The sequence below is a fragment of the Chromobacterium sp. INPA-IVC genome (genome assembly GCF_059047085.1).
Genome location: NZ_JBTNLS010000013.1, coordinates 58,678 through 78,843, shown reverse-complemented (window position 1 = coordinate 78,843; position 20,166 = coordinate 58,678). Strand labels below are relative to the sequence as shown.

21 protein-coding genes are annotated in these 20,166 nt (G+C 66.7%); all 21 read left to right on the top strand.

Features of this window, described 5'->3' with window-relative positions:
• The 21 genes from ACX17K_RS21450 (at window position 1) to ACX17K_RS21350 (ending at window position 20,009) form a co-directional block, all read left to right on the top strand.
• Entirely contained in the window at window positions 1-915 is a 915-nt protein-coding gene (locus ACX17K_RS21450) for a phage tail protein (protein WP_493776359.1), read from the top strand.
• A 3-nt stretch (window positions 916-918) separates the two neighbouring features.
• Window positions 919-1,134, top strand: a complete 216-nt coding sequence (locus tag ACX17K_RS21445) for a tail protein X (RefSeq protein ID WP_493776358.1) — start codon at window positions 919-921, stop codon at window positions 1,132-1,134.
• On the top strand, window positions 1,131-2,177 hold the full coding sequence (locus ACX17K_RS21440; protein ID WP_493776357.1) for a phage late control D family protein: 1,047 nt from the start codon (window positions 1,131-1,133) through the stop codon (window positions 2,175-2,177). The genes ACX17K_RS21445 and ACX17K_RS21440 overlap by 4 nt, the downstream gene beginning before the upstream one ends.
• Complete coding sequence (locus tag ACX17K_RS21435) at window positions 2,174-2,851, top strand: phage baseplate assembly protein V (RefSeq protein ID WP_493776356.1); 678 nt, start codon at window positions 2,174-2,176, stop codon at window positions 2,849-2,851. Before ACX17K_RS21440 ends, ACX17K_RS21435 begins: the two co-directional genes overlap by 4 nt.
• A gap of 38 nt (window positions 2,852-2,889) precedes the next feature.
• A complete protein-coding gene (locus ACX17K_RS21430; RefSeq protein ID WP_493776355.1) occupies window positions 2,890-4,842 on the top strand; it encodes a phage tail-collar fiber domain-containing protein in 1,953 nt (650 codons plus the stop codon).
• A gap of 30 nt (window positions 4,843-4,872) precedes the next feature.
• Window positions 4,873-5,472, top strand: a complete 600-nt coding sequence (locus ACX17K_RS21425; protein WP_493776354.1) for a hypothetical protein — start codon at window positions 4,873-4,875, stop codon at window positions 5,470-5,472.
• Window positions 5,473-5,559: 87 nt separating this feature from the next.
• Window positions 5,560-6,288, top strand: coding sequence for a phage tail protein I (locus ACX17K_RS21420; protein WP_493776353.1), 729 nt, complete (start codon window positions 5,560-5,562; stop codon window positions 6,286-6,288).
• A gap of 286 nt (window positions 6,289-6,574) precedes the next feature.
• Window positions 6,575-7,864, top strand: a complete 1,290-nt coding sequence (locus tag ACX17K_RS21415; protein WP_493776352.1) for a baseplate J/gp47 family protein — start codon at window positions 6,575-6,577, stop codon at window positions 7,862-7,864.
• The gene (locus tag ACX17K_RS21410) at window positions 7,857-9,185 is read left to right on the top strand and encodes a phage tail protein (RefSeq protein ID WP_493776351.1); all 1,329 of its coding nucleotides are present in this window, start codon (window positions 7,857-7,859) and stop codon (window positions 9,183-9,185) included. The genes ACX17K_RS21415 and ACX17K_RS21410 overlap by 8 nt, the downstream gene beginning before the upstream one ends.
• A 13-nt stretch (window positions 9,186-9,198) precedes the next feature.
• Window positions 9,199-9,681, top strand: a complete 483-nt coding sequence (locus ACX17K_RS21405; RefSeq protein ID WP_347370598.1) for a BW3TFN family phage tail fiber component — start codon at window positions 9,199-9,201, stop codon at window positions 9,679-9,681.
• A gap of 11 nt (window positions 9,682-9,692) precedes the next feature.
• Window positions 9,693-11,633, top strand: a complete 1,941-nt coding sequence (locus ACX17K_RS21400; protein ID WP_493776350.1) for a DUF4815 domain-containing protein — start codon at window positions 9,693-9,695, stop codon at window positions 11,631-11,633.
• Window positions 11,634-11,642: 9 nt separating this feature from the next.
• Window positions 11,643-12,851, top strand: coding sequence for a hypothetical protein (locus ACX17K_RS21395; RefSeq protein ID WP_493776349.1), 1,209 nt, complete (start codon window positions 11,643-11,645; stop codon window positions 12,849-12,851).
• A 10-nt stretch (window positions 12,852-12,861) separates the two neighbouring features.
• Window positions 12,862-13,155, top strand: a complete 294-nt coding sequence (locus ACX17K_RS21390; protein WP_021476606.1) for a hypothetical protein — start codon at window positions 12,862-12,864, stop codon at window positions 13,153-13,155.
• Between the two features lie 13 nt (window positions 13,156-13,168).
• A complete protein-coding gene (locus ACX17K_RS21385; RefSeq protein WP_493776348.1) occupies window positions 13,169-14,782 on the top strand; it encodes a hypothetical protein in 1,614 nt (537 codons plus the stop codon).
• Between the two features lie 8 nt (window positions 14,783-14,790).
• Window positions 14,791-15,468 carry a hypothetical protein gene (locus tag ACX17K_RS21380; RefSeq protein ID WP_493776347.1) on the top strand — a complete coding sequence of 226 codons (678 nt, stop codon included), beginning with the start codon at window positions 14,791-14,793 and terminating at the stop codon, window positions 15,466-15,468.
• 210 nt (window positions 15,469-15,678) lie between these two features.
• Entirely contained in the window at window positions 15,679-16,071 is a 393-nt protein-coding gene (locus ACX17K_RS21375) for a GPW/gp25 family protein (protein ID WP_231161224.1), read from the top strand.
• A 16-nt stretch (window positions 16,072-16,087) separates the two neighbouring features.
• Window positions 16,088-17,254: a baseplate assembly protein gene (locus ACX17K_RS21370; protein ID WP_493776346.1), complete on the top strand. Its 1,167-nt coding sequence runs from the start codon at window positions 16,088-16,090 to the stop codon at window positions 17,252-17,254.
• On the top strand, window positions 17,247-17,948 hold the full coding sequence (locus ACX17K_RS21365) for a phage tail protein I (RefSeq protein ID WP_493776345.1): 702 nt from the start codon (window positions 17,247-17,249) through the stop codon (window positions 17,946-17,948). Before ACX17K_RS21370 ends, ACX17K_RS21365 begins: the two co-directional genes overlap by 8 nt.
• Window positions 17,945-18,679 carry a phage tail-collar fiber domain-containing protein gene (locus ACX17K_RS21360; protein WP_493776344.1) on the top strand — a complete coding sequence of 245 codons (735 nt, stop codon included), beginning with the start codon at window positions 17,945-17,947 and terminating at the stop codon, window positions 18,677-18,679. The genes ACX17K_RS21365 and ACX17K_RS21360 overlap by 4 nt, the downstream gene beginning before the upstream one ends.
• A 112-nt stretch (window positions 18,680-18,791) precedes the next feature.
• Complete coding sequence (locus ACX17K_RS21355; RefSeq protein ID WP_493776343.1) at window positions 18,792-19,532, top strand: hypothetical protein; 741 nt, start codon at window positions 18,792-18,794, stop codon at window positions 19,530-19,532.
• Window positions 19,533-19,541: 9 nt separating this feature from the next.
• On the top strand, window positions 19,542-20,009 hold the full coding sequence (locus ACX17K_RS21350; protein WP_493776342.1) for a hypothetical protein: 468 nt from the start codon (window positions 19,542-19,544) through the stop codon (window positions 20,007-20,009).
• The last annotated feature ends 157 nt before the right edge of the window (window positions 20,010-20,166 follow it).

Below are 20,166 nucleotides of genomic sequence, written 5' to 3'. Positions count from 1 at the left end.
ATGTACGCAGTGCTGGGTGACATCGAGTTCGACCTGATCAGTTATTTCGACGGCCTGGAGCAGCGCGGCGGCAGCGATTACGCCGAGCACGCGCGGATAGGCGGCAAACCGGTGCTGCAGTTCGTCGGCGACCGTCTGGACGAGGTCCGCATCGACTTGGTGCTGCACGCCGCCTATTGCCAGCCGGACGCCGAGCTGCAGCGGCTGCACGCCGCCCGCCAGACACACCAGGCGCTGGCGCTGGTGTTGGGCAACGGCGATCACAAGGGCCATTTCGTGATCACAGAGCTGAGCAGCACCGGCCGCCAGAGCGACCGCACCGGCAATCTGCTGGCGGTGGAGGCGCAGCTGTCGCTGCGCGAATTCCGCGGCCAGGCGGCGCCGTCTCCCAAGCCCGGCCTGCTGGGCAGCGTCAGCGGTCTGCCGCAAGCCAAGCTGCAGCAGTCGCTGGCCGGCGCTGGCTTCAAGCCGGACCTGTCCGGCCTGAGCAAGGCGCTGTCCCAGGCCAAGACCATGGCGGTGCAGGCGCGCAAAGTGGTCAACGACGTGCGTGAGCTGAAAGACCTGGCTCGGCGCGATCCGTTGTCGGCGCTGGGCAGGGTGGATGGCGTGCTGAAGGACGTGCAGACGGCGGTGCCGGGCATCGCCCAGGGCGTGGAGCGACTGAACCAGTTCATCCAGCCGTATTCGCGGCTGGCTGAGAGCATCAAGCCGCTGATCCCGCAGTTTCAGGCCATGGGCCGCCAGCTTGGCGCGCTGGCCGAGACGATGCGGGGCTGCACGCTGGACAACGTCGCCGACAAGCTGGGCAAGGCGGAGGCGACAGTCCGCGACATCGACAAAAACTGGCCGGCCCGCGACATCGAGATGGCGAAGTTGGCCGCCAAAGCGGTGCTGCGCCGCATTCTGGAGTGAACCATGTTTCTCAAGCACATCTGTCAGGAAGGGGAGCGCTGGGACCAGATCGCCTGGCGCTATTACGGCGACGTCGGCCAGATGGTGATGCTGATCGCCGCCAATCCGCAGGCGCCGATCAGCGAGACGCTGCCGGCCGGCACCCAGCTGGCCATCCCGCTGTTGGAGGCGCGGGACGAGGCGGCGTTGGATGAGCTGCCGCCGTGGAGGCGCCCATGATGGACAGCCGCATCCAGGACGTGGCGGCGCCGTCCTTCGAGCTCAGCTACAACGGCAAGTCCATCACCGCCGACATCGCCCAGTACGCGCTCAACATCAGCTACACCGATCACCTGTCCGGCGAATCGGACGAGCTGGAGGTGGAGCTGGAGGACTGCGACGGCCGTTGGCTGAACGGCTGGTACCCGGACAAGGGCGCGACGCTGGACTTCAAGCTGGGCTACCGCGGCGCGGCGCTGGTGGCGCTGGGCAGCTTCGACGTGGACGAGGTCAATTACAGCGCGCCGCCGTCGGTGGTCCACATCCGCGCGCTGGCCACCGGCGTCCAGCATCCGCTGCGCACGCCGGAGGGCCGCGCCTACGACAAGCTGACGCTGCAGGCGCTGGCGCAGCGGATAGCCAAGCGCCACGGCATGAAGCTGGAAGGCAAGATCGAGGATGTCGAAATCGAGCGCCTGACCCAGTACCACGAAACCGACCTGCAATTCCTGCAACGGGTGTCCAGCCACTACGGCTATGTCTGCAAGGTGATGGACAACAACCGCAAGCTGGTGTTCTGGAAGCGCGCCGACTTGGTGGAGGCTGCCGGCGTGCGCCAGTTCGCGCCGGCGGACTTGATCGCCTGGCGCGCGCGCGACCAGCTGTCGCAAGTGCCCAGCGCGGTCGAGGTCAGCTACCACGACCCGCACAAGCGCAAGCTGCAGACGGCGCGGGTGGGCGCCGACGCGCGTTCGCCTGGCGGCAAGGCCAGCAGCGCCGACGTGGTCAAGCTCACCCGCAAGTCGGGCGGACGGGCGCAGGCGGAGCTGCAGGCCAAGGCCGAGATGGAGCGCCGCCAGCTGGCGCGCACCGAAATGAGCGTCACCGTGGACGGTTCGCCGCAGCTGGCCGCCGGCCGCAACGTCGAGCTGTCCGGCTTCGGCAAGCTGTCCGGCCGCTACCTGATCGAGCGGGCCCGCCACCGCCTGTCGCGGCAGGAAGGCTACATCTGCGAACTGGACCTGAAACGCGCGGCGCCCGCCGCGGCCAAGGAGAAAAAATGAACGATGTTTCCCTGCCCGACGCGCTGGCCACGCTGAAATTCGGCAGCGTGGCCGAGCATGACGCCCCCACCCAGCGGGTGCGGGTGCGGCTGCCGGAGCTGGGCCAGCTGCTGACTGCCTGGCTGCCTGTGCTCAGCCGCAAGAGCCTGAAGGACAAGGACTATTGGCTGCCGGACATTGGCGAGCAGGTGGCGGTGCTGATGGACGCCCGCGGCGAGGACGGCGTGGTGCTGGGCGCCATCTACTCCGAGGCGGACGCGGTGCCGGTGGCGAGCGAGGAGAAATGGCAGCGCCGCTTCGCCGACGGCGCGGTGCTGGAGTACGACCGGCAGCAGAACCAGCTGACCGTCAACGGCGGGGTCAAGCACGTGGTGGTGGATACCCAGGCCGACGTGCTGATCAAGGCCGCCTCCAGCATCACCATAGACGGCGGCCAGACCGTCACTATCAAGGCGGCAAGCAAGGTCAGCATCAACGCGCCGGCCACCGAGATCAGCGGCACCTTGACGGTGCAAGGCGCGATCACCGGCAAGGGCGGCCTGGCGGTGTCCGGCGGCGGCGGCGCCACTGTAACGGGCAGCGTCAGCGTCAGCGGCGACGTCACCGCCAGCGGCAAGAGCCTGGTGGGGCACAACCACATGGGCGCGCACGGCCCGACCAGCCCGCCGCTCTGAGCCGCGGCGCCATCTTATTCGCAGTTTGACTGGAGACCATGATGAACAACGATTTCTTCACCCTGCTCACCGCCGTCGGCAAGGCCAAGTTGGCCGCCGCGGCCAGCGGCGGCGCGCCGCTGAAGCTCAGCCAGATGGCGGTGGGCGAGGGCGACAACGGCGCGTACTACACGCCGACCGAAAGCCAGACCGCGCTGAAAAGCGAGGCCTGGCGCGCCGGGCTCAACCACCTGTCCACCGATCCGGCCAACCCCAGCTGGATCGTCGCCGAGCTGGTGATCCCGGACCAGGTGGGCGGCTTCACCATCCGCGAAGTGGGCGTGTTCGACGCCGACGGCGCGCTGTTCGCGGTGGGCAAGTTCCCTGAGAGCTACAAGCCGGTGCTGGCCGACGGCGCCAACAAGCAGCTCTACGTGCGGATGATCCTGGAAGTGTCCAACGCCGCGGCGGTGACGCTGATGGTGGACCCGAGCGTGGTGCTGGCTACCCGCGGCAGCGTCGACGCGCGCATCGCCGAGGAGCTGGCCAAGCTGGACGGCAAGCCGTCGGTCCGCGCCGCGACCACCGGCCCGGCCACGCTGACCGGCCTGCAGACGGTGGACGGCGTCGCGCTGCAGCTGGGCGATCGGGTGCTGGTCAAGAACCAGGCCGCCGGCGCCGACAACGGCATCTATGTAGCAGGTGCCGGCAGCTGGGCGCGCGCCGCCGACGCCAACATCAGCCTGGAAGTGACGCCGGGCTTGTTCGTCGCGGTGGAGCGGGGCGCGGCCAACGGCGGTTCGATCTGGCAATTGCTGGACGCCGGCGCGGCGGTGGAGCTGGGCAAGACGCCGCTTTCCTTCGAGCGGGTCTCCGGCCGCACCGGCGTCACCGCCGGCAGCTACAACCGGGTGACGGTGGGCGTGCGCGGCGAGGTGCTGGGCGGCTCGCAGCTGGTGGCTTTCGACTCGGCGCAGACCTTTCCGATCCAGGCTTACCGGCGCAACTTGCTGATCAACGGCGGCTTCGACATCTGGCAGCGTGGGTTGAGCCAGACGACAACTGGATACGGTTCTGCGGATCGCTGGCTGATGGATTTGGGTAGTGGTTTGTCTGGGGTGACGATGTCAAAGATGGATGCCAGCGTAGCGGATACCGAGGCGCTTGGCGGAGCCACTTCTTTTCTACGCTTAACCTTGGCCAAGGCCCCTTCATCCAAGGTCCGGGAATACTGCCAAATCAACCAGCGCGTCGAGAATCTGCGCCGTTTTTCCGGCAAGCAGCTGACACTGAGCTTCTGGGCTAGGGCTGACAAGCCTTGCTCCATCTTGGCTTATGTCGAGCAGTGGTTCAGCGCACCTTATATCGAGGCGGTCAAAAACCGTGCGTTGAATAGCAATGCGGCAAATTTGAGCAGTGCTTGGCAACGTTTCAGTTTCACCTTTACCTCGCCTAGTTTGCAGGGGCGTGTCATTGGTAGCCAAGGCGATGATTGCCTGAGCGTGTTTATCGGTCTTTCGTATAGCGATGCGCTTCCTGAGTTGAATGCCATTGCCACCGCGCAAACCGGCGTGTTCGATATCGCTCAGGTGCAATTAGAGGAGGGGCCGGTGGCGACGCCATTTGAATACCGGCTATTCGGCGACGAGCTGCGCTCTTGTCAGCGTTATTTCGAGAAAAGCTATCCGCTGAGCGATATACCGGGAAAAAACTATGGGCCGATTACGGCTCAGCAACCGGCAATTATGGGCCGGATGTTCCATCTGAATGCCGGCGCCGTGAGTATCGCCTCCATCAATACCACCACGCCATTCTTAGTGGAAAAGCGCATTCAGCCTAGCGTGGTGTTTTATGACGGCCTTGGCATGGCGGGGAAGATGGTGACTAATCTGGGCAATGGGATAGATATTTCCATATCAAATAGTTCGACTCGTTTCGTCAATCCGATTCCCGTTTTTGCGGCCAATACCAGCTGGATCGCTTACCACTGGACGGCAGACGCTGAAATCTGATGAAAGCCTTTGTAAGAAAGCGAGCATGCGATGTATAGACTGACCAACTCTCCTGATTTGATCATTCGTTTGGCTGACGGGGCGGCCATTCCCAGAGAGCACCGTTTCTGGGCCGATTACCAGACCTGGTTGGAGCAGGGCAACTCCCCGGAACCGGCGGAAAGTCCGGAGCAATTGCTGCCGCGCCTGCTGCGGGAGATCGACGCTGCTGCCGATTCCTCCAGCCAGTTGTACGTCGGCAGCGAGCTGCGCGCGCTGGAATACCGGCAGGCCGCCGCCGAGGCCCAGTCCTATAAAGACGGCGGCTGCAAGGGCGACGCGCCGCCGGCGGTGCAGGCCTGGGCCAGCGCCAAAGGCCTGTCCGGCAAGGACGCGGCGGACGGGATACTGGCCAAGGCCGCCGCCGGCGACCAGGCGCTGTACGCGATCCGGGCGCTGCGCCTGGCGGGCAAGGAGGCGGTGCGCAACGCTGTCGACGCCGATGCCGCGCGCGCGGCGGCCGACGACGCGCTGGCCAAGCTGCGGCAACTGGCCGAATCGCCGGACGCGCTGGCCGCGCCGGAAGGCGACGCGGCCAATGCCGGCGGCTTCTGGCGTTCCTCCCTCAAGCTGTTTTCCCGGGGCGCTTGATCCCCGGCCGGCGGCCACGGGCCGCCGGTTTTCTGTTTTTCCCATGCTCGGCCATCCCGGCCGGCGCGCCTTTCCCAAGGTTATCCGATGACCGACATCACACCCAATGTGCTGGCCGGCGACAAGCGGCTGTCGCCGCTGGCCGAGCTGAGCCGGCGCTTGCAGCGCATCGACCTGGCGCCTTTCCTGGTTTACCTGGTGGACCAGGTGGAGGCCGATTTTCTGCCCTTGCTGGCCGAACAGCTGCACGTGGCCGGCGACGAGGGCTGGCAGCTGGCCGCCGATGAAGCGCAGCGGCGCGATCTGATCAAGCAGGCGATAGAACTGCACCGCTACAAGGGCACCCGCTGGGCGTTGCAGCGGGTATTGGCCACGCTGGGCCTGGATGGCCGGATCAGCGAGTGGTTCGAATACCAGGGCCGGCCCTTCCATTTCAAGGTTGATCTCGACTTGTCCGGCCGCGGCCTGAACGAAGCCACCTACCAGGCCTTGCGCCAGATGCTGGACCAGTACCGCAATGCCCGTTCCCGGCTGGAGAGCCTGGACCTGCGGGTGGAGCTGCGCGAGCGGCTGCCCGTGGTCGCCGCCGTTTCCGCCGGCGGCGAGGTGGCCAGCGTCTACCCGCAGGCGCGGCGCGAGCTGCGCCAGCAAGGGCCGCTGAGCCTGGGCGCGGCCCATGGCGGCGTCGAAACCGTCACCGTTCTGCCTTGGCAGCGGGGGCGGCTGGATGGGCTGGTCCCGCTGCGCTGGGGCATGGGCCTGCCGTGCCGGGAGGCGGTCACGCTCTATCCTCGCCCGCTTCAACGCATTTCCTAAATCCCTTCAAAAGCCGCGTCCGCGGCGGCCTGCAAATATGACGTGACGATAACGACGGCCGGCATCCTGTCGCTGCTCCGGCAGCGGCGGCGCGCGTTTGCGCGCGCAATGGAAGTCAGCCGGCGGCTTGATCCACGAAATCGAACGTAGACCCGCTAACCAAACCCCTGATCCCGCGTTGCGCCTATGGGTAGGCACTGCTTGCGTCGGCGCGCCTTGGCTCAGGTTCTCTGCAAGGTTTTGTTAGCGGCTCTTAGGTTGTAAGCCAACCGACAAGGACCCGTCCATGAGCCCGAACCTCCCCGATCTGCCCGACTTGCCCATGGTCGATCCGGCCGCCGCCGCCAGCGCCATGGCCGACGCTTATCTGAAACTGGGCGGCCGGCAGCAGTACCCCAAGCAGATGGCGCAGCTGCTGACGGAAATGCTGGCCAACCGCCAGCCCGGACTCGCCGCCGCCGACCTGCCCAAGTTCATCGACGACGATCCCAAAACCGTCGCCGCCCAGATGGCCGCCACCTATCAGGACATGGCCGGCAAGCGGCTGTATCCGGGTCAGGTGGAGCAGCTGTTGATCGATTTGTTCGCCTACCGTGAAAGCCTGGCGCGCGCCGCCTTCAACGACGCCGGGCGGCAAAACCTGGTGGCCTTCGCCCGCGCGCCGATGCTGGATTACCTGGGCGAGCTGGTGGGCGTGGCGCGCCAGCCGTCCCAGGCGGCGACGGCGCGGGTGACGCTGACCTTTCCGGCTTATGTCGACGGCGGGCCGAAGCAAGTGATTCTGCCCGCCGGCGCGCGCATCTCCGGCAATGCCGCGGTTCAGTTCCAGACCACCGCCCCGCTGGCGGTGAGTCTGACGGACAAGCCGCAGGATCTGGCCTGCGAGGTGGAGGCCACCGTGCCGGGCGAGGCGGGCAATCTGCCGCAGGCGGGCGATCTCAACCAGCTGCTGGACGATCCCGGAGTCAAGGTGGAGGTGGCAGGGGCGGAGAAGCCGTGGGGCGGCGCCGAGGCGGAGGACGACGAGCATCTGCGCCAGCGCATCCGGCTGGCGCCCGAGGCTTATTCCTGGGGCTCGGCCAACCGCTACCGGCTGGCGGCGATGACGGCGGCGGCCGATGCGGCTGACGTGCGGGTGATTTCGCCGCGTCCGGACGGCACGGTGCAGGTGGTGGTGCTGGGGCGTGACGGCGCGCCGTCGGCGGAAACCCTGCGCCGCGTCCGGACGGCGCTGGCGGACGACAAGGCCAGGATGATCAACGACAGGATAGAGGTGGTTCCGGCCGAGGTGGTGGATTACGCGATCCGGCTGGAAGTGGACGTGCTGACCACCCGCATCCCGGATCTGGTGTGCCGGATGGCGAAGGAGCGCTGCCAGGGATACGCGGCCAATCTGGCGCGCCGGCTGGGCGGCGACATCGTGCCGTCGCAGATCAAGACCGCGCTGCACGACATCGACGGCTTGTACGACGTGCGCGTGCTGGAGCCGGCTGACAAGCGGGTGCTGTCGTCGTCTCAATGGCCGCGCTGCGCGGCGGTGGAGGTGACGCTGGGAAGGATGGTGAGCGATGGCTGAGCTGCTGGTTCCGCCGCTGGCGGGCGACGCGCGCGGCCGGGCTTTCGACGCGCTGTCGGCGCGCAGCGCCGGCTTCGACCTAGCGCCGGCGCTGATCTACCTGATCGACCAGGCCCCGGCCGAGCTTCTGCCCCTGCTGGCCGAACAATTCAACGTGGTCGGCCCGTTGTGGGCCTACCTGCCCGATGACGCCGCCAAGCGGCGCGCGATCAAGGAGTCGGCGGCGTGGCATCGGGCCAAGGGCTCGCCCTGGTCGGTGGAGGCCGCGCTGTCGTGGGCGGGTTACGCGGCCAAGGTGGAGGACGCCACCGCGCCGGCCACCCGCTGGGCGGAATTCCAGCTGGAGCTGGACGCGCCGGTGGATGGCGACGCCTTGCTGACGGTGCTGGAGTTGGCCCGCTTCGCCGCTCCGGCCCGCTCGCACCTGGCGCGGCTGTACGGCGGCTACGACCGCCGCGTGCTGAACGCGTCGAGCGGCGACCGCTGGTCGGACGCCTTCCTGTCGGACGATTCCGGCGTGTGGCGCGACGGCGTGCAGCTGAGTTTTGGCCGGCGGCGGCCGCTGTCCGCGGCTTGCCCGGCGGCGGCCACCGGGTTGGGGCGCCGGCGCGTGCATGTGTCGCGCACGCTCTACCCGGACATGCTGCGCTATGGCACCGCTCACTTTGGCGATGCGCCGGTGCTCAACCATCCGGTGATGCGCAGCCGCCTGATCGGCCTGGGCAACAAGGAGGGATTGCGCGATCCGGTCATCCTGGCCGGCAACCCGCCTTCGCCAAGCTGGACTGGCGGCTGGGACGACAGAACATGGGGCCGCTGGCTGCCGATGACGCCGCACCGGCGCACTGCCCGCGCCGCGCTGGTGCTGTCCGGCGACACGCGGCTGGGGGAGCCGAACACCCGCTTCGGCGGCTGGGCCGAGACCTCGGTCGGGCGCTTCATCTGGTCCGACTCCGCATTCAAATTGTCCGATTTCAGTCCCGGCCGAACGCGTCTGGTCATCGAGGCGGTCGAGGTGGCTACGCACGGTCTGGCGGCCATCCGGCCCGACGATGGCGACGCGATGGGCGCGCGCACCACCCGACGTTCGTTGCACACCGGCCAGATCGACTGGCGCGGCGCGATCCGGATGGACGGCGGCCTGCGCTGGTCGGACCGGCCGCTGGCCGAATCCACCGGTTGGCGGCTGGAGTACCGGCTGACTACCGGCGACACCGCCGGACTCGGCCCGCGCGCCGACCGCTATGGCTGGCGCGGCCGCTGGGATGACCGGCGCTGGCGCGGCGATCTCTCTCTCACCCACCAAACCTTAACCACCTGAGGAAAACAAGCTTATGGCAACCCTGACCCATAGCGGTCGTGCCGCGCTGGCCGCCGCGCTGGCGTCCCAGACCCTGCATTTCGCCTGGGGCATCGGCCAGGCGGCCTGGGACGACAAGCCCGTTCCCGAACCGATAGACGCCACCTCGCTGGTGTCGGAAGTGGGGCGCCGCCTGATCACCGAGGTGCGCTTCGTCGCCGAAGACCCGGCCGGCGAGATCGTCGTCCCCACCGGCCGCTACCGCGTTTCCGCCGATCCATCGCGCCATCTGCTGCTGCGCATCGCCTTCGAGTTCGGCGACGCGCCGGCCTCGGTGATCCGCGAAGTCGCCGTTTTCGCCGGCAGCAAGACCCAGCCTGATCTGCCGGCCGGCCAGCGCTACTTCACGCCGGACCAGATCGCCGCCCCCGGCATTTTGGTCGCGCTGGAGCGCATCACCCCCATCCATCGTTCGCCGGCTACCCGCGAAACCTTCGAACACGTCATCTCCCTGTAAGGATTGCAGCCATGTCCAACATGCCAGACGGTTACTACAACCGTTTCGATCCGGCCAAGCATTTCGACGCCCACCTGTTCCGGGCGAGCTATGCGGTGCAAGCGGCCGAGTTCAATGAAGTCCAGTCCAGCCTGTCCGCCCGCATCCAGGGCGTTGCCGACGCGATGTTCCGCGACGGCAACGTGGTGCGCGACGCCCGCGTGGTGGTTCACGCCGACAGCGGCCAGGCGGTGTGCGAGGCCGGCGCCGTTTATCTGAAGGGCGCGGTGCGCGGCGTGGCGCCGAAACAGCTGACGATTCCCGTCGTCGGCGTGGTCGCCATCGGCCTGTATCTGCAGGAATCGGTGGTGACCGAGCTGGAAGACCCCAGCCTGCGCGATCCGGCAGTGGGCGCGCGCAACTATCAGGAAGCCGGCGCCGCGCGGCTGAAGGTGGAGGCGGTTTGGGGCTTCGCCGGCGACGGCCAGGCCGGCGAGTTCTTCCCGGTCTACCAGGTGGAGAACGGCGTGCTGCGCGCCAAAGAGCCGCCGCCGCAGCTGGACGGCGTCACCCAGGCGCTGGCGCGTTACGACCGCGACAGCTCGGGCGGCTCCTATGTAGTGTCCGGCCTGGCCGTGGCCGCCGCCGCCGATCTGCCCGGCGGTGAGCAGGTCTACACCGTCAGCGAGGGCCGCGCCCGCGTCAACGGCTACGGCGTGGAGCTCAGCACCTCGCGGCGGGTGGTCTATCCGGCCGCGGCCGATCTGCGGCCCATCGACAGCGAGCCGCATACCAGCGCCAGCGCCGGCGTCCAGCGCGTCAATGTCGACCGCGCGCCCATCGCCGTGATCAGCCAGGTGCGCATCACCAAGGAAGTCACCGCCACGCTGACCCATGGCGGCTATACCGGCGCTCAGGACCCGCTGCCGGACACCTCCGTGATCTCGGTGCTGGAAGTGAAGCAGGGCGGCACCGTCTACGCCGCCGGCACCGATTACAAGCTCAGCGCCGGCAAGCTGGACTGGAGCCTGCCGGGCAACGAGCCGGCGCCGGGCAGCACCTACACGGTCCGCTACCAGTTCATCGCCGCGGCGCAGCCCACTCAGTCCGACGCCACCGGCTTCACCGTGGAGGGCGCGGTGGCCGGCACGCTGGTGCTGGTCAGCTACAGCCAGAAACTGCCGCGAATCGACCGCCTGGCCATCGGCGCGGACGGCGAGCTGGTGTGGATCAAGGGCGTCGCCGCCGACTGGAACCCGCAGCCGCCGGCGGTGCCGGCGTCCTTGCTGCCGCTGGCCTCCATTGTCCAGACTTGGACCCGTGACCGCGCGGTCAGCAACGACGGCGTGCGGGTGGTGCCGATGTCCGACCTGGCCGGGCTGCAAGGCCGGCTGGACCGCATGGCCGAGCTGATCGCCCAGCAGCGGCTGACTTCAGACGCCCAGCTGCGCGAAGCCGGCGCCAAGAAAGGCTTGTTCGTCGATCCCTTCCTGTCCGACGGCATGCGCGACGCCGGCATCGTCCAGGCCGCGGCCATCGTCGGCGGCGAGCTGACCCTGCCCATCGCCGCCAGCGCCGCTTCAGTGCCCAACGATGTGTCCGACCGGACCAGCCTGGCCTTCAGCCTGGTGCCGGCGCTGGAGCAGCCGATGCGCACCGGCAGCATGAAGATCAACCCCTATCTCGCCTTCGACCCGCTGCCGGCCGCAGTGACGCTGACCCCGGCGCTGGACCGCTGGACCGAGCTGCAGACCAGCTGGGCCAGCCCGCTGACCGAGCGCCTGACGATAGGCAGCGGCAACCGCTCCAGCGTCAGCCAGACCACCACCGACGCGCTGCTGTCCACCAGCCGCAAGCCGATCGAAACCCTGCGCTCCATCGAGGTGCGTTTCAACGTGTCCGGTTTCGGTGCCAACGAAGCCCTGTCCAGCCTCAAGTTCGACGGCATCAGCGTCGCGCCCGCCGCCCAGTAAGGAGAAACCATGCCTCTCAATGCCAATAGCGCCGGCCTGCTCGCCGGCAAGTTCACCATCCCGCCCGGCGTGCCGGCCGGCGTCAAGCGCGTCGAGTTCGTCGGCGCCGGCGGCAGCCGCGGCGAGGCGGTCTTCGTCGGCCAGGGCGAATTGCAGACCGAGCTGCGCCGGCAGATCACCCGGATCACGGAAACCCGCTGGCAGGTGGACCCGCTGGCGCAGACCTTCACGCTGAACGCCGACACCCAGCTGGGCGGCATTGAGCTGTGGTTCACCGCCAAGGGCGCCAGCCCGGTGGCGGTGCAGATCCGCGAAACCACCACCGGCGTGCCGTCGCGCTCGGTGCTGGCCGAAGCGCATCTGCAGCCGGCCGACATCGTCCTGTCCGGCCCCACCCGCATCCAGTTCGCCGCGCCGGTGAACCTGCAGGGCAGCGTCGAATACGCGCTGGTGGTGCTGTGCGACGACGCCGACGCCGCGCTGGCCATCGCCGAGCTGGGCAAGTGGGACAACAGCGCCAGCCGCTGGGTGACCAGCCAGCCCTACCAGGTGGGCGTGCTGCTGTCGTCCAGCAACGCCAGCAGCTGGACCGCGCACCAGGACCGCGACATGGCCTTCCGTCTGCTGGCCGCCAGCTACGCGGTGACCGCCAGAACGGTAGACCTGGGCAAGATCGACGTGAAGAACGCCACCGATCTGATGCTGCTGTCGCTGTCCGACAGCCCATCGGCCGCCGCCCGCGTCGAATACAGCCTGGGCCTGCCCGACGGCAGCGCGGTGCAGGTGGCCGACGGCCAGCCGGTGCGGCTGCCGGCCCCGCTGAGCGGACAGGTGGGCGTTTCGGCCCGCCTGCTCGGCACCGAGAGCGCGTCGCCGGTGCTGTTCCCCGGCACCCAGCTGGTCAGCGGCCAGATCGCGCAGAGCGCCGACTACGTCAGCCGCGCCATTCCGGCCGGCGTCAACGCCCGGGTGCGGGTGGTGTTCGACGCGCTGATCCCGGCCGGCGCCAGCGTGACGGCATCGGCCTCCGGCATCGACGACGGCGATGTTTTCCAGACCGTGGCCTACCAGGGCAGCAAGCCGCTGGGCGATGGCTGGATGGAAATGACGCACGAGCTGGCTTCCCTCAGCGAGGCGATGGTCCGAGTCAAGCTGACCTTGTCCGGCAACAGCGCCGCCCGGCCGCGCGTGCGCAATCTGCGCGTGATCGTGCTGTAAGGAGGGGGCGATGGACAATCAGACCCCCCATTTGAACCTGCCCTTGCCGAACCCCGGCAACAGCCTGGCCGAGGACGTGCTGCGGATACGCGACGCCTTCACGGCGCTGGACCAGAAGATGGCCAGCCTGGACGCGCTGCTGTCCAGTGATGACCTCAACCTGGACACCGTGCAGGAACTGGTGGCCGCCTTCAAGCGCGCCCGCAGCGACATCGATGCCGCCGCCGCCCAGTTCGTCGATCGCAAAAACGCGGTCGACGCCCAGCTGTTAACTCTGACTGCGCTGGCAGGCGCGGGCCTGTAAACCCGGAGGAACCATGTCAAAAGATTTGCAGGAGTACCGCGCGCAATACCTGGCGCGGATCAAAAGCCAGCTGCTGGGCGCTGATCTCGGCAATGCCGGCGCCACCGATCTGGTGATGCAGTCGGCGCTGCTCAGGGCGCACAGCCTGGTCAGCAGCCTGGATTTGCAGGACATCGACTACTTGCGCGACATGAACGGCGCCGCGCTGGAAAACTATCTGCAGCAAGCGCCCAACCGCGCGCGCTTCGAGCAACAGCTGGCCTCCGCCGGCGTGATGCCGGCCATCGTTTCCAGCGCCGCCATCATGGCCGCCGTCGCCGATAGTCCGACAGCGATGAGCGCGGTCGCCGGCAGCGCGCCGGCGATGACGGCCATCGTCGGCAATGCGCCTATCACCAATCTGCTGCTCGGCAACGCCACCGCGATGAAGGCGGTGGCGGCCAGCGCGGTGGCCATGGTCGCCGTGATCGCCTCTCCGGCGGCGATGGCGGTCGTGGCGGTGTCGTCGACGGCGATGGCGGCGATGGCGTCGTCGCCGACCGGGATGGCCGCCTTGCTGGCGAACGCGTCGGCTTGGACGAGCGTCGTGTCGTCGCCGGCCGCGATGGCCGCGGTGATGGCATCGTCGATCGCGTTGTCCGCCTTGCTGGCGAACCTGTCGGCGTGGGCGATCGTGGTGTCGTCGGCGACGGCGATGATGGCGGTGGTCGCCTCCTCGACGGCGATGAGTGCGGTTACCGCCTCTCCGACCGCGATGGCGGCGGTGCTGGCATCCTCGGTTGCGATGGCGGCCATAGCCGCATCATCGGCTGCGATGACAGCGGTGGCGGCGTCGCAAACCTCGCTGTCTGCTTTATTGGCCAGCCCATCGGCGTGGGCGGTAGTCGTGGCGTCTTCGATTGCGATGGCGGTTGTGGCGGCGTCGACGGCGGCGATGACCACCGTGGCGGCATCATCGAGCGCGATGACTATGTTGGCGGCGTCGTCGACGGGAATGGCTGTGGTTGCGGCATCGCCATCCGCAATGGCCGTGGTGGCGGCGTCGTCGACGGCAACGACGGTGGTCGTGGCATCGCAGACGGGCATGGGAGTGGTGGTGGCGTCTCAAAACGCGATAACCGTGCTTGCGGCGTCTGCGGCCGCGATGAACCTTCTGTTGGCCAACACGTCTGCGTTGACGACGCTGGTCGCATCATCCGCCGCGATGGCGTTGGTGGTGGCGTCTCCGGTGGCCATGAACGCCGTGTTCGCCTCCTCGGCGGCGCGGCAAGCTGTGTGGGGAAGCGATGCGGCGGTGCAGGCTATCGCCAATGACGCGTCGGCGGTGACTTGGCTGGTCAATAACAAGGCGACCCTGCCGGCGGCGAGGACTGATACCGGCCCGTATACCTACTACAGCGGCCGGGCTTTGATCCTGCGCCACCAGCAGCAGTCCACGCCCAGCGCCAACCCTGGCTGGTTCCACAACTTCGCCGTCCGACGGGGAGGATCGGTCGTTGGTCAAGTGCAGACGCTGCAGCCGGCATCTACTGAGGGTTGGAAAACCAATGTGATGGCGGTCAATCCCCTGCAGTTCAATAACAACACCGGCCACTCGTCGCAGCTGCAATACGTGGTGATGGACTAAGGATAAACATGAAAATCATTGTCGATTTACAGACCAAAACAGTGGCCGGCGTCACGGTGGATGGCGACTTCCTGGCGGGAAAGAATCAGGCGCTGATTGCGCCGCCGGAAGGCTTCGATATCGATGCGATGGGCGATTACGCCTTTGACGGCGCCTCGCTTGTCCGGGATGTCCAGGCTGCGCTGTCTCGCGCCAAATCGGCCCGCAAGGCCCGCATCAAGCTGGAGGCCGCCCACCTGATCGAGTCCGACGACTGGAAGCTGCAACGCGCCCGCGAGCGCGAGGCCGCCGGCTGGGGCACCTTGGCCGAGGTGGACGCGGCGCTGGCCGAGCGCGAGTCGATCCGCCGCTCGTCCAACGCCGCCGAGCAGGCGGTGGACGCGCTGACCGACGCGGCGAGCGTCCAGGCCTTCGTCTGGGCGGTCGACGTCGCCGTCGCCGTTCCGCGCCGGATGACGCACAAGCAGTTCATGGCGCGCTTCACCGACGCGGAGATCCAGGCGATGCTCAAGGCCTTCGGCGACAATCCGGCGCTGCGGCCCTGGTGGGAGCGCTTCAGCCTGGCGCGCGACATCAGCCTGGATGACGCGGTCACCCAGAGCGGCGTTCAGGCGCTGGAGGCCGCCGGCCTGATCGGCAAGGGCCGGGCCGCCGAAGTGCTGGCCAACGCCCCGGCCGCGGTCTGATCCGACCGCCCAACTCATCTGTTCCTTCGTGTTGCCCGGCGCGCCTCTCTCAACGGGGCGCGCCACTTCCCCAGCCGGTCCGCACGCGGATGGCGGACTCAATCCACTCTCCTCCCAGCGCTGCCGCCGCCGCTGAAAACGGGCGGGTTTCCACTCCGTTCCTAATCCGGTTTAAAAGCCCCGCTGGCGGCGCTTTGGCACCATAAGGCCATGACACAGCTAACCGACATCTCATCCCTGCACTGGCAGCCGGCGCTGCAGCCGCGCGATGCCAGACCCGGCGCCAGCGTCGCCGACATCGTCGAGAATCTGGACGACATCCACCAGGCCTTGCGGATCATCCTGGGCACGCCCAAGGGCAGCGATCCGCTGCGGCCGGAGTTCGGCAGCGACCTGTTCCGCTATCTGGATTACCCGGTGGACCGCGCCCGCCCGCATGTGGTGCGGGAGGCAGTGGCGGCGATCAGCCATCCGCTGTACGGCGAGCCGCGCATCCAGCTGCTGAAGGTGCTGTTCAGCATCGAGGCCGACGGCGGCGCGCACTTGTGCGCGCAATGGAAGCTGGCCGACGGCGTGATCCGCGAAACCGAACTCAGGCTGTGAATCTAGGACAAGAGCCATGAATCAGACGACGACCGACCTTCCGAAGTTTATCGACGACGATCCGCAGCTGATCACCAACGAGCTGATCACCGCCTACCAGAACATGGCCGGCAAGACGCTGTATCCGGGCCAGGTGGAGCGGCTGCTGATCGACCTGATCGCCTACCGCGAAAGCGTGGCCCGCGCCGCCTTCAACGACGCCGGACGGCAAAACCTGGTGGCCTTCGCCCGCGCGCCGATGCTGGACTACCTGGGCGAGCTGGTGGGCGTGGCCCGGCTGCCGGCGCAACAGGCGCGCAGCAAGGTGAGCTTCACCTTCAAGGCCGGCGCGCCGCAGACCGTGATCATCAAGCCGCAGACGCTGGTGGCCGGCCGCGGCGATGTCCAGTTCCAGACCACGGAACAGGCGGTAGTGAACATCCTGCAGGATCAGGATGTGCCGGTGGCGGTGCCGGTGGTGGCGGTGGAGCCGGGCATGGGCGGCAACGGCCAGGAGCCGGGCGCCATCAATCAGCTGGTGGACGATCTGGGCGTGAACGTGACCGTCAGGAACACGGAGGTCAGCGCTGGCGGTGCCGACGCCGAGGACGACGAGCGGCTGCGCCAGCGCATCCGCCTGGCGCCGGAATCGTTCAGCGTGGCTGGTAGCGCCGCCGCCTATCGTCACCACGCGCTGCGTGCCGACCAGAGCATTGTCGATGTGGCGGTGGTCAGCGCCAACAATCTGGAAGAGGGCGGCAAGCCGGCGGATGTGCCGCAGCCGGGCGAAGTCTGGCTGTATCCGCTGGCGAGCGGCGGGCTGCCCAGCGACGACCTGCGAGCCAAGGTGGCCAACACCTGCAGCGCCGACCGTGTGCGGCCGCTGACCGACAAGGTGTCGGTGAAGCCGCCGGTGGAGTTCGCCTACCAGGTGGCGGCCAGCCTGCAGCTTTACGCCGGCTCCGACGCCAAGCAGGTGCTGCAGCGCGCGCAGGATGCGCTGCAAGCCTATCTGCAGACCCAACAGGCCAAGCTGGGCAACGACATCGTGCCGTCGCAGCTGGTGGCGGCGCTGTCGGTGCCGGGCGTGTACCAGGTGAATCTGCAGCAGCCGGCCGCCGTCCAGAAAGTGCCGTCCTACGGCTGGGCGCACTGCACCAACGGCATCGCTGGCCTGACCGTGGACAGCCTCAACAATGGCTAAGGACGCGACGCCGGGCCTGTTGGCGCGGGACGCGCGCTTCGGCCCGCTGGCCGAGCTGACCCGCCGACTGGGCGTGCTGGGCGGGGACGAGGCCAACCCGCAGACGCAGGGCCGTTTCGACACCCTGGATCTGCTGGTCAACCTGGTGGACTGCGCGCAGCCCAGGCTGCTGCCGCTGCTGGCCGAGCAGTTCCACGTGTCCGGCGACGAAGGTTGGCTGCTGGCCGCCGGCGAGACGCAGCAGCGCGAGCTGATCAAGCGCGCGATCGAACTGCACCGCTACAAGGGTACGCGCTGGGCGGTGAACGAGGTGTTCCGGGTGCTGGGCGTGCAGGTGAAATTGACCGAGTGGTGGCAGGAAAAGCAGGCCGGCCAGCCCCACACCTTCGATCTGATGGCCTGGGTCAACGACAACCTGATGCCGGGCGAACCGGTGCTGAACGCCGAGCTGTATCGCCGCCTGCGGCGCATGGTGGACCAGGTGAAGCCGGCGCGCAGCGCCTATCGCTTCCGGTTGGGCGCCGCGTTCGACCAGCCGTTGCGGTTGGCCGGCGCCTTGCAGGGCCGGGCGCTGCGGCGGGTGGAAGCCGCCTGCGAGCCGCCGCCGGCCAAGCCGCTTTTCGCAACGCTGCGCCTAGCCGGGGCCATCCAGCCGCTGGCCGTGGTGCGCGCCAATATGGAGGTAAATCGATGAGCAGCACCCCGCTGATCCCCATCATTCTGGATAGCGGCCTAGCCGCCATTCAGCTGGCCAGCCGAGACGGCGTCCAGCTGCGGATCACCCACGTCGCCCTCGGCGACGCCGGCTACGCGCCCAGCGCCGGCCAAGCCATGCTCAAGCGCGAGCGCGCCCGCTACCCGATCGCCGACGGCAAGAGCGAAGGCCCGCGCCAGCTGCATCTCACCGCGCTGGCCGACGACGACAAGGAATTCTGGATCCGCGAAGTCGCTTTCATCCTGGAAGGCGGCCAGCCGCTGGCCATCTGGTCCCACCCGACCCAGGCCCTGGCCTACAAGCAGGCCGGCATGCAGCTGCTGCTGGCCTACGACCTGGCGCTGTCCGGCGTGCCGGCCGACTGCGTGACCGTGCAGTCCACCGGCGCGGGCCTGAATCTGAGCCTGGCGGGCGAGCTGGCCGCCTTGGCAAGCGCGCAGATAGACGAAGCAGGGCGCGGCGTGGCGCGGGACGACCAGCTGCAAGTTCAGGACCGGCAACAGCAGGTGTTCAACCGCCAGCTGGACCTGCTGCAACAGCAGCTGTCCCGAATGGAGGCCCAGCAACAGGCCGCGCGCCTGGAGTGGCAGGAATGGATGGTGGCTGTCGCCGCCGCCCAGATCGACGAATCCCGGCGCGGAGTGATTCGCGACGACTGGCTGCGCAGCCAGGAGCAGGCCCAAGCCATCTTGCAACGCAAGCTGGCGTAGCAGGCAGGTTGAGTACCAATACATAAAAATGGCGAGCCGAGTTTGGATGGAGTTTTGCCGGCATCGTCAGGATATCGCACCGTTTTGATGTACCTAACCTCAGGGGATGATTATGAGTTTGGAAGGAAAAATCGCCGAGCTGGTGACGGCGACGAATGGGTTGATCAACACCTTTATCGGAAAACGGCAGGAAATTGATAAAGCGGTAGAGAGGGCTGTAGCCACTATTCCTCAGAATAAAAGAACCTACTATGTTGATGCTTTGTCAGGATCGGATAGCAATGTAGGTGGTAAGGAAAATCCGCTAGCATCAATGCAAAAAGCATTGGATTTGACTCCTGTGGGGGGTGTTTGTGATGTTGTTTTGTTGGAAGACTACGTTCTTAACAAAAGTATAAACGTTGATGGGCGATATCTGTGGCTAAGATCAATAGCAGATCGTCAGCCGAGAGTAAGGCTATTAGTAGATTATTATCCAGGGAATATGGAGTCAGTTCTGGGGCGATTTGGCTGCTTTCGAGGTGGGCAGGTGGAAATCACTTCAGTCGATATTGTATTGCCATCCGCTAAAGGAGTAACTCCCATACCTCCAAATAGTCATAGTAATTCACTCGTGAATTCTGCCATGAATGGTGGGCAGTCAATTGTGTCTTTGAAGTTGAACTTGTGTAATATCATTGCTCCCGATGATTTTATTGGGTCTTTAATCGGCTGCCCTACTAGCTTCTTGGTTTTGCAGTGTAATGGTGTTGGTTTTCCAGAAAATTTTGGTGGGAAATATATTCATCAAGTCGCAGCAAAAACAGATCCTGCGACGTTGGTGAATGCTAGAACTAATTTGAAAAATCTATAGGGAGTGGACATGAATTTTTATAATATTACCGTGACTTACGGGGATATGACTTACGCGGGTTACGAGTTCGATCAACTGCCATTCGGCGCCGCCAAGGCCGCCACGGGCGGGTTGATTGATGAGGCAGCCGATTTTGCCCGTCGGCGAATCCTGAGCGACTCGTTCCGCGTGCTGGAGTATGCCCGCGCGGCCAGCGAGGCGGCGGCATTCAAGGCGGCGGATTATCAGGGTGAGATGCCCCGCAGCGTGAAGAGCTGGGCGGAGGCGGCGAAGCTGGCGCCCAAGGAGGCTGCGGACAGCATTCTGCGCAAGGCGGCGATGTGGGACGACGCGATGTACGAAATCCGCGATCTGCGACTGAAGGGCAAGGCCCGCGCGCTGGAGACGGAGAATCATGAAGCGGCGAAAGCGGTTGTGGTCGCCACTACCGATGCGATTTACCTCTTGGCCAAGCAAAACGCAGGCATCGAGTTGTAAGCATATAAGCTTAGGCGCGCCAAGACGCTTGGCCTAAGCTTGCCCCGCGTTTCCTTCGCATCAAGTCGGCTCATCCTCCAAGCCGATTGCCGTCGGGTTTCTCTCCCGTGCCCGGCGGCTGCCCTCAATGCTTCTCAAATCTGCTTGCCCATCCTCT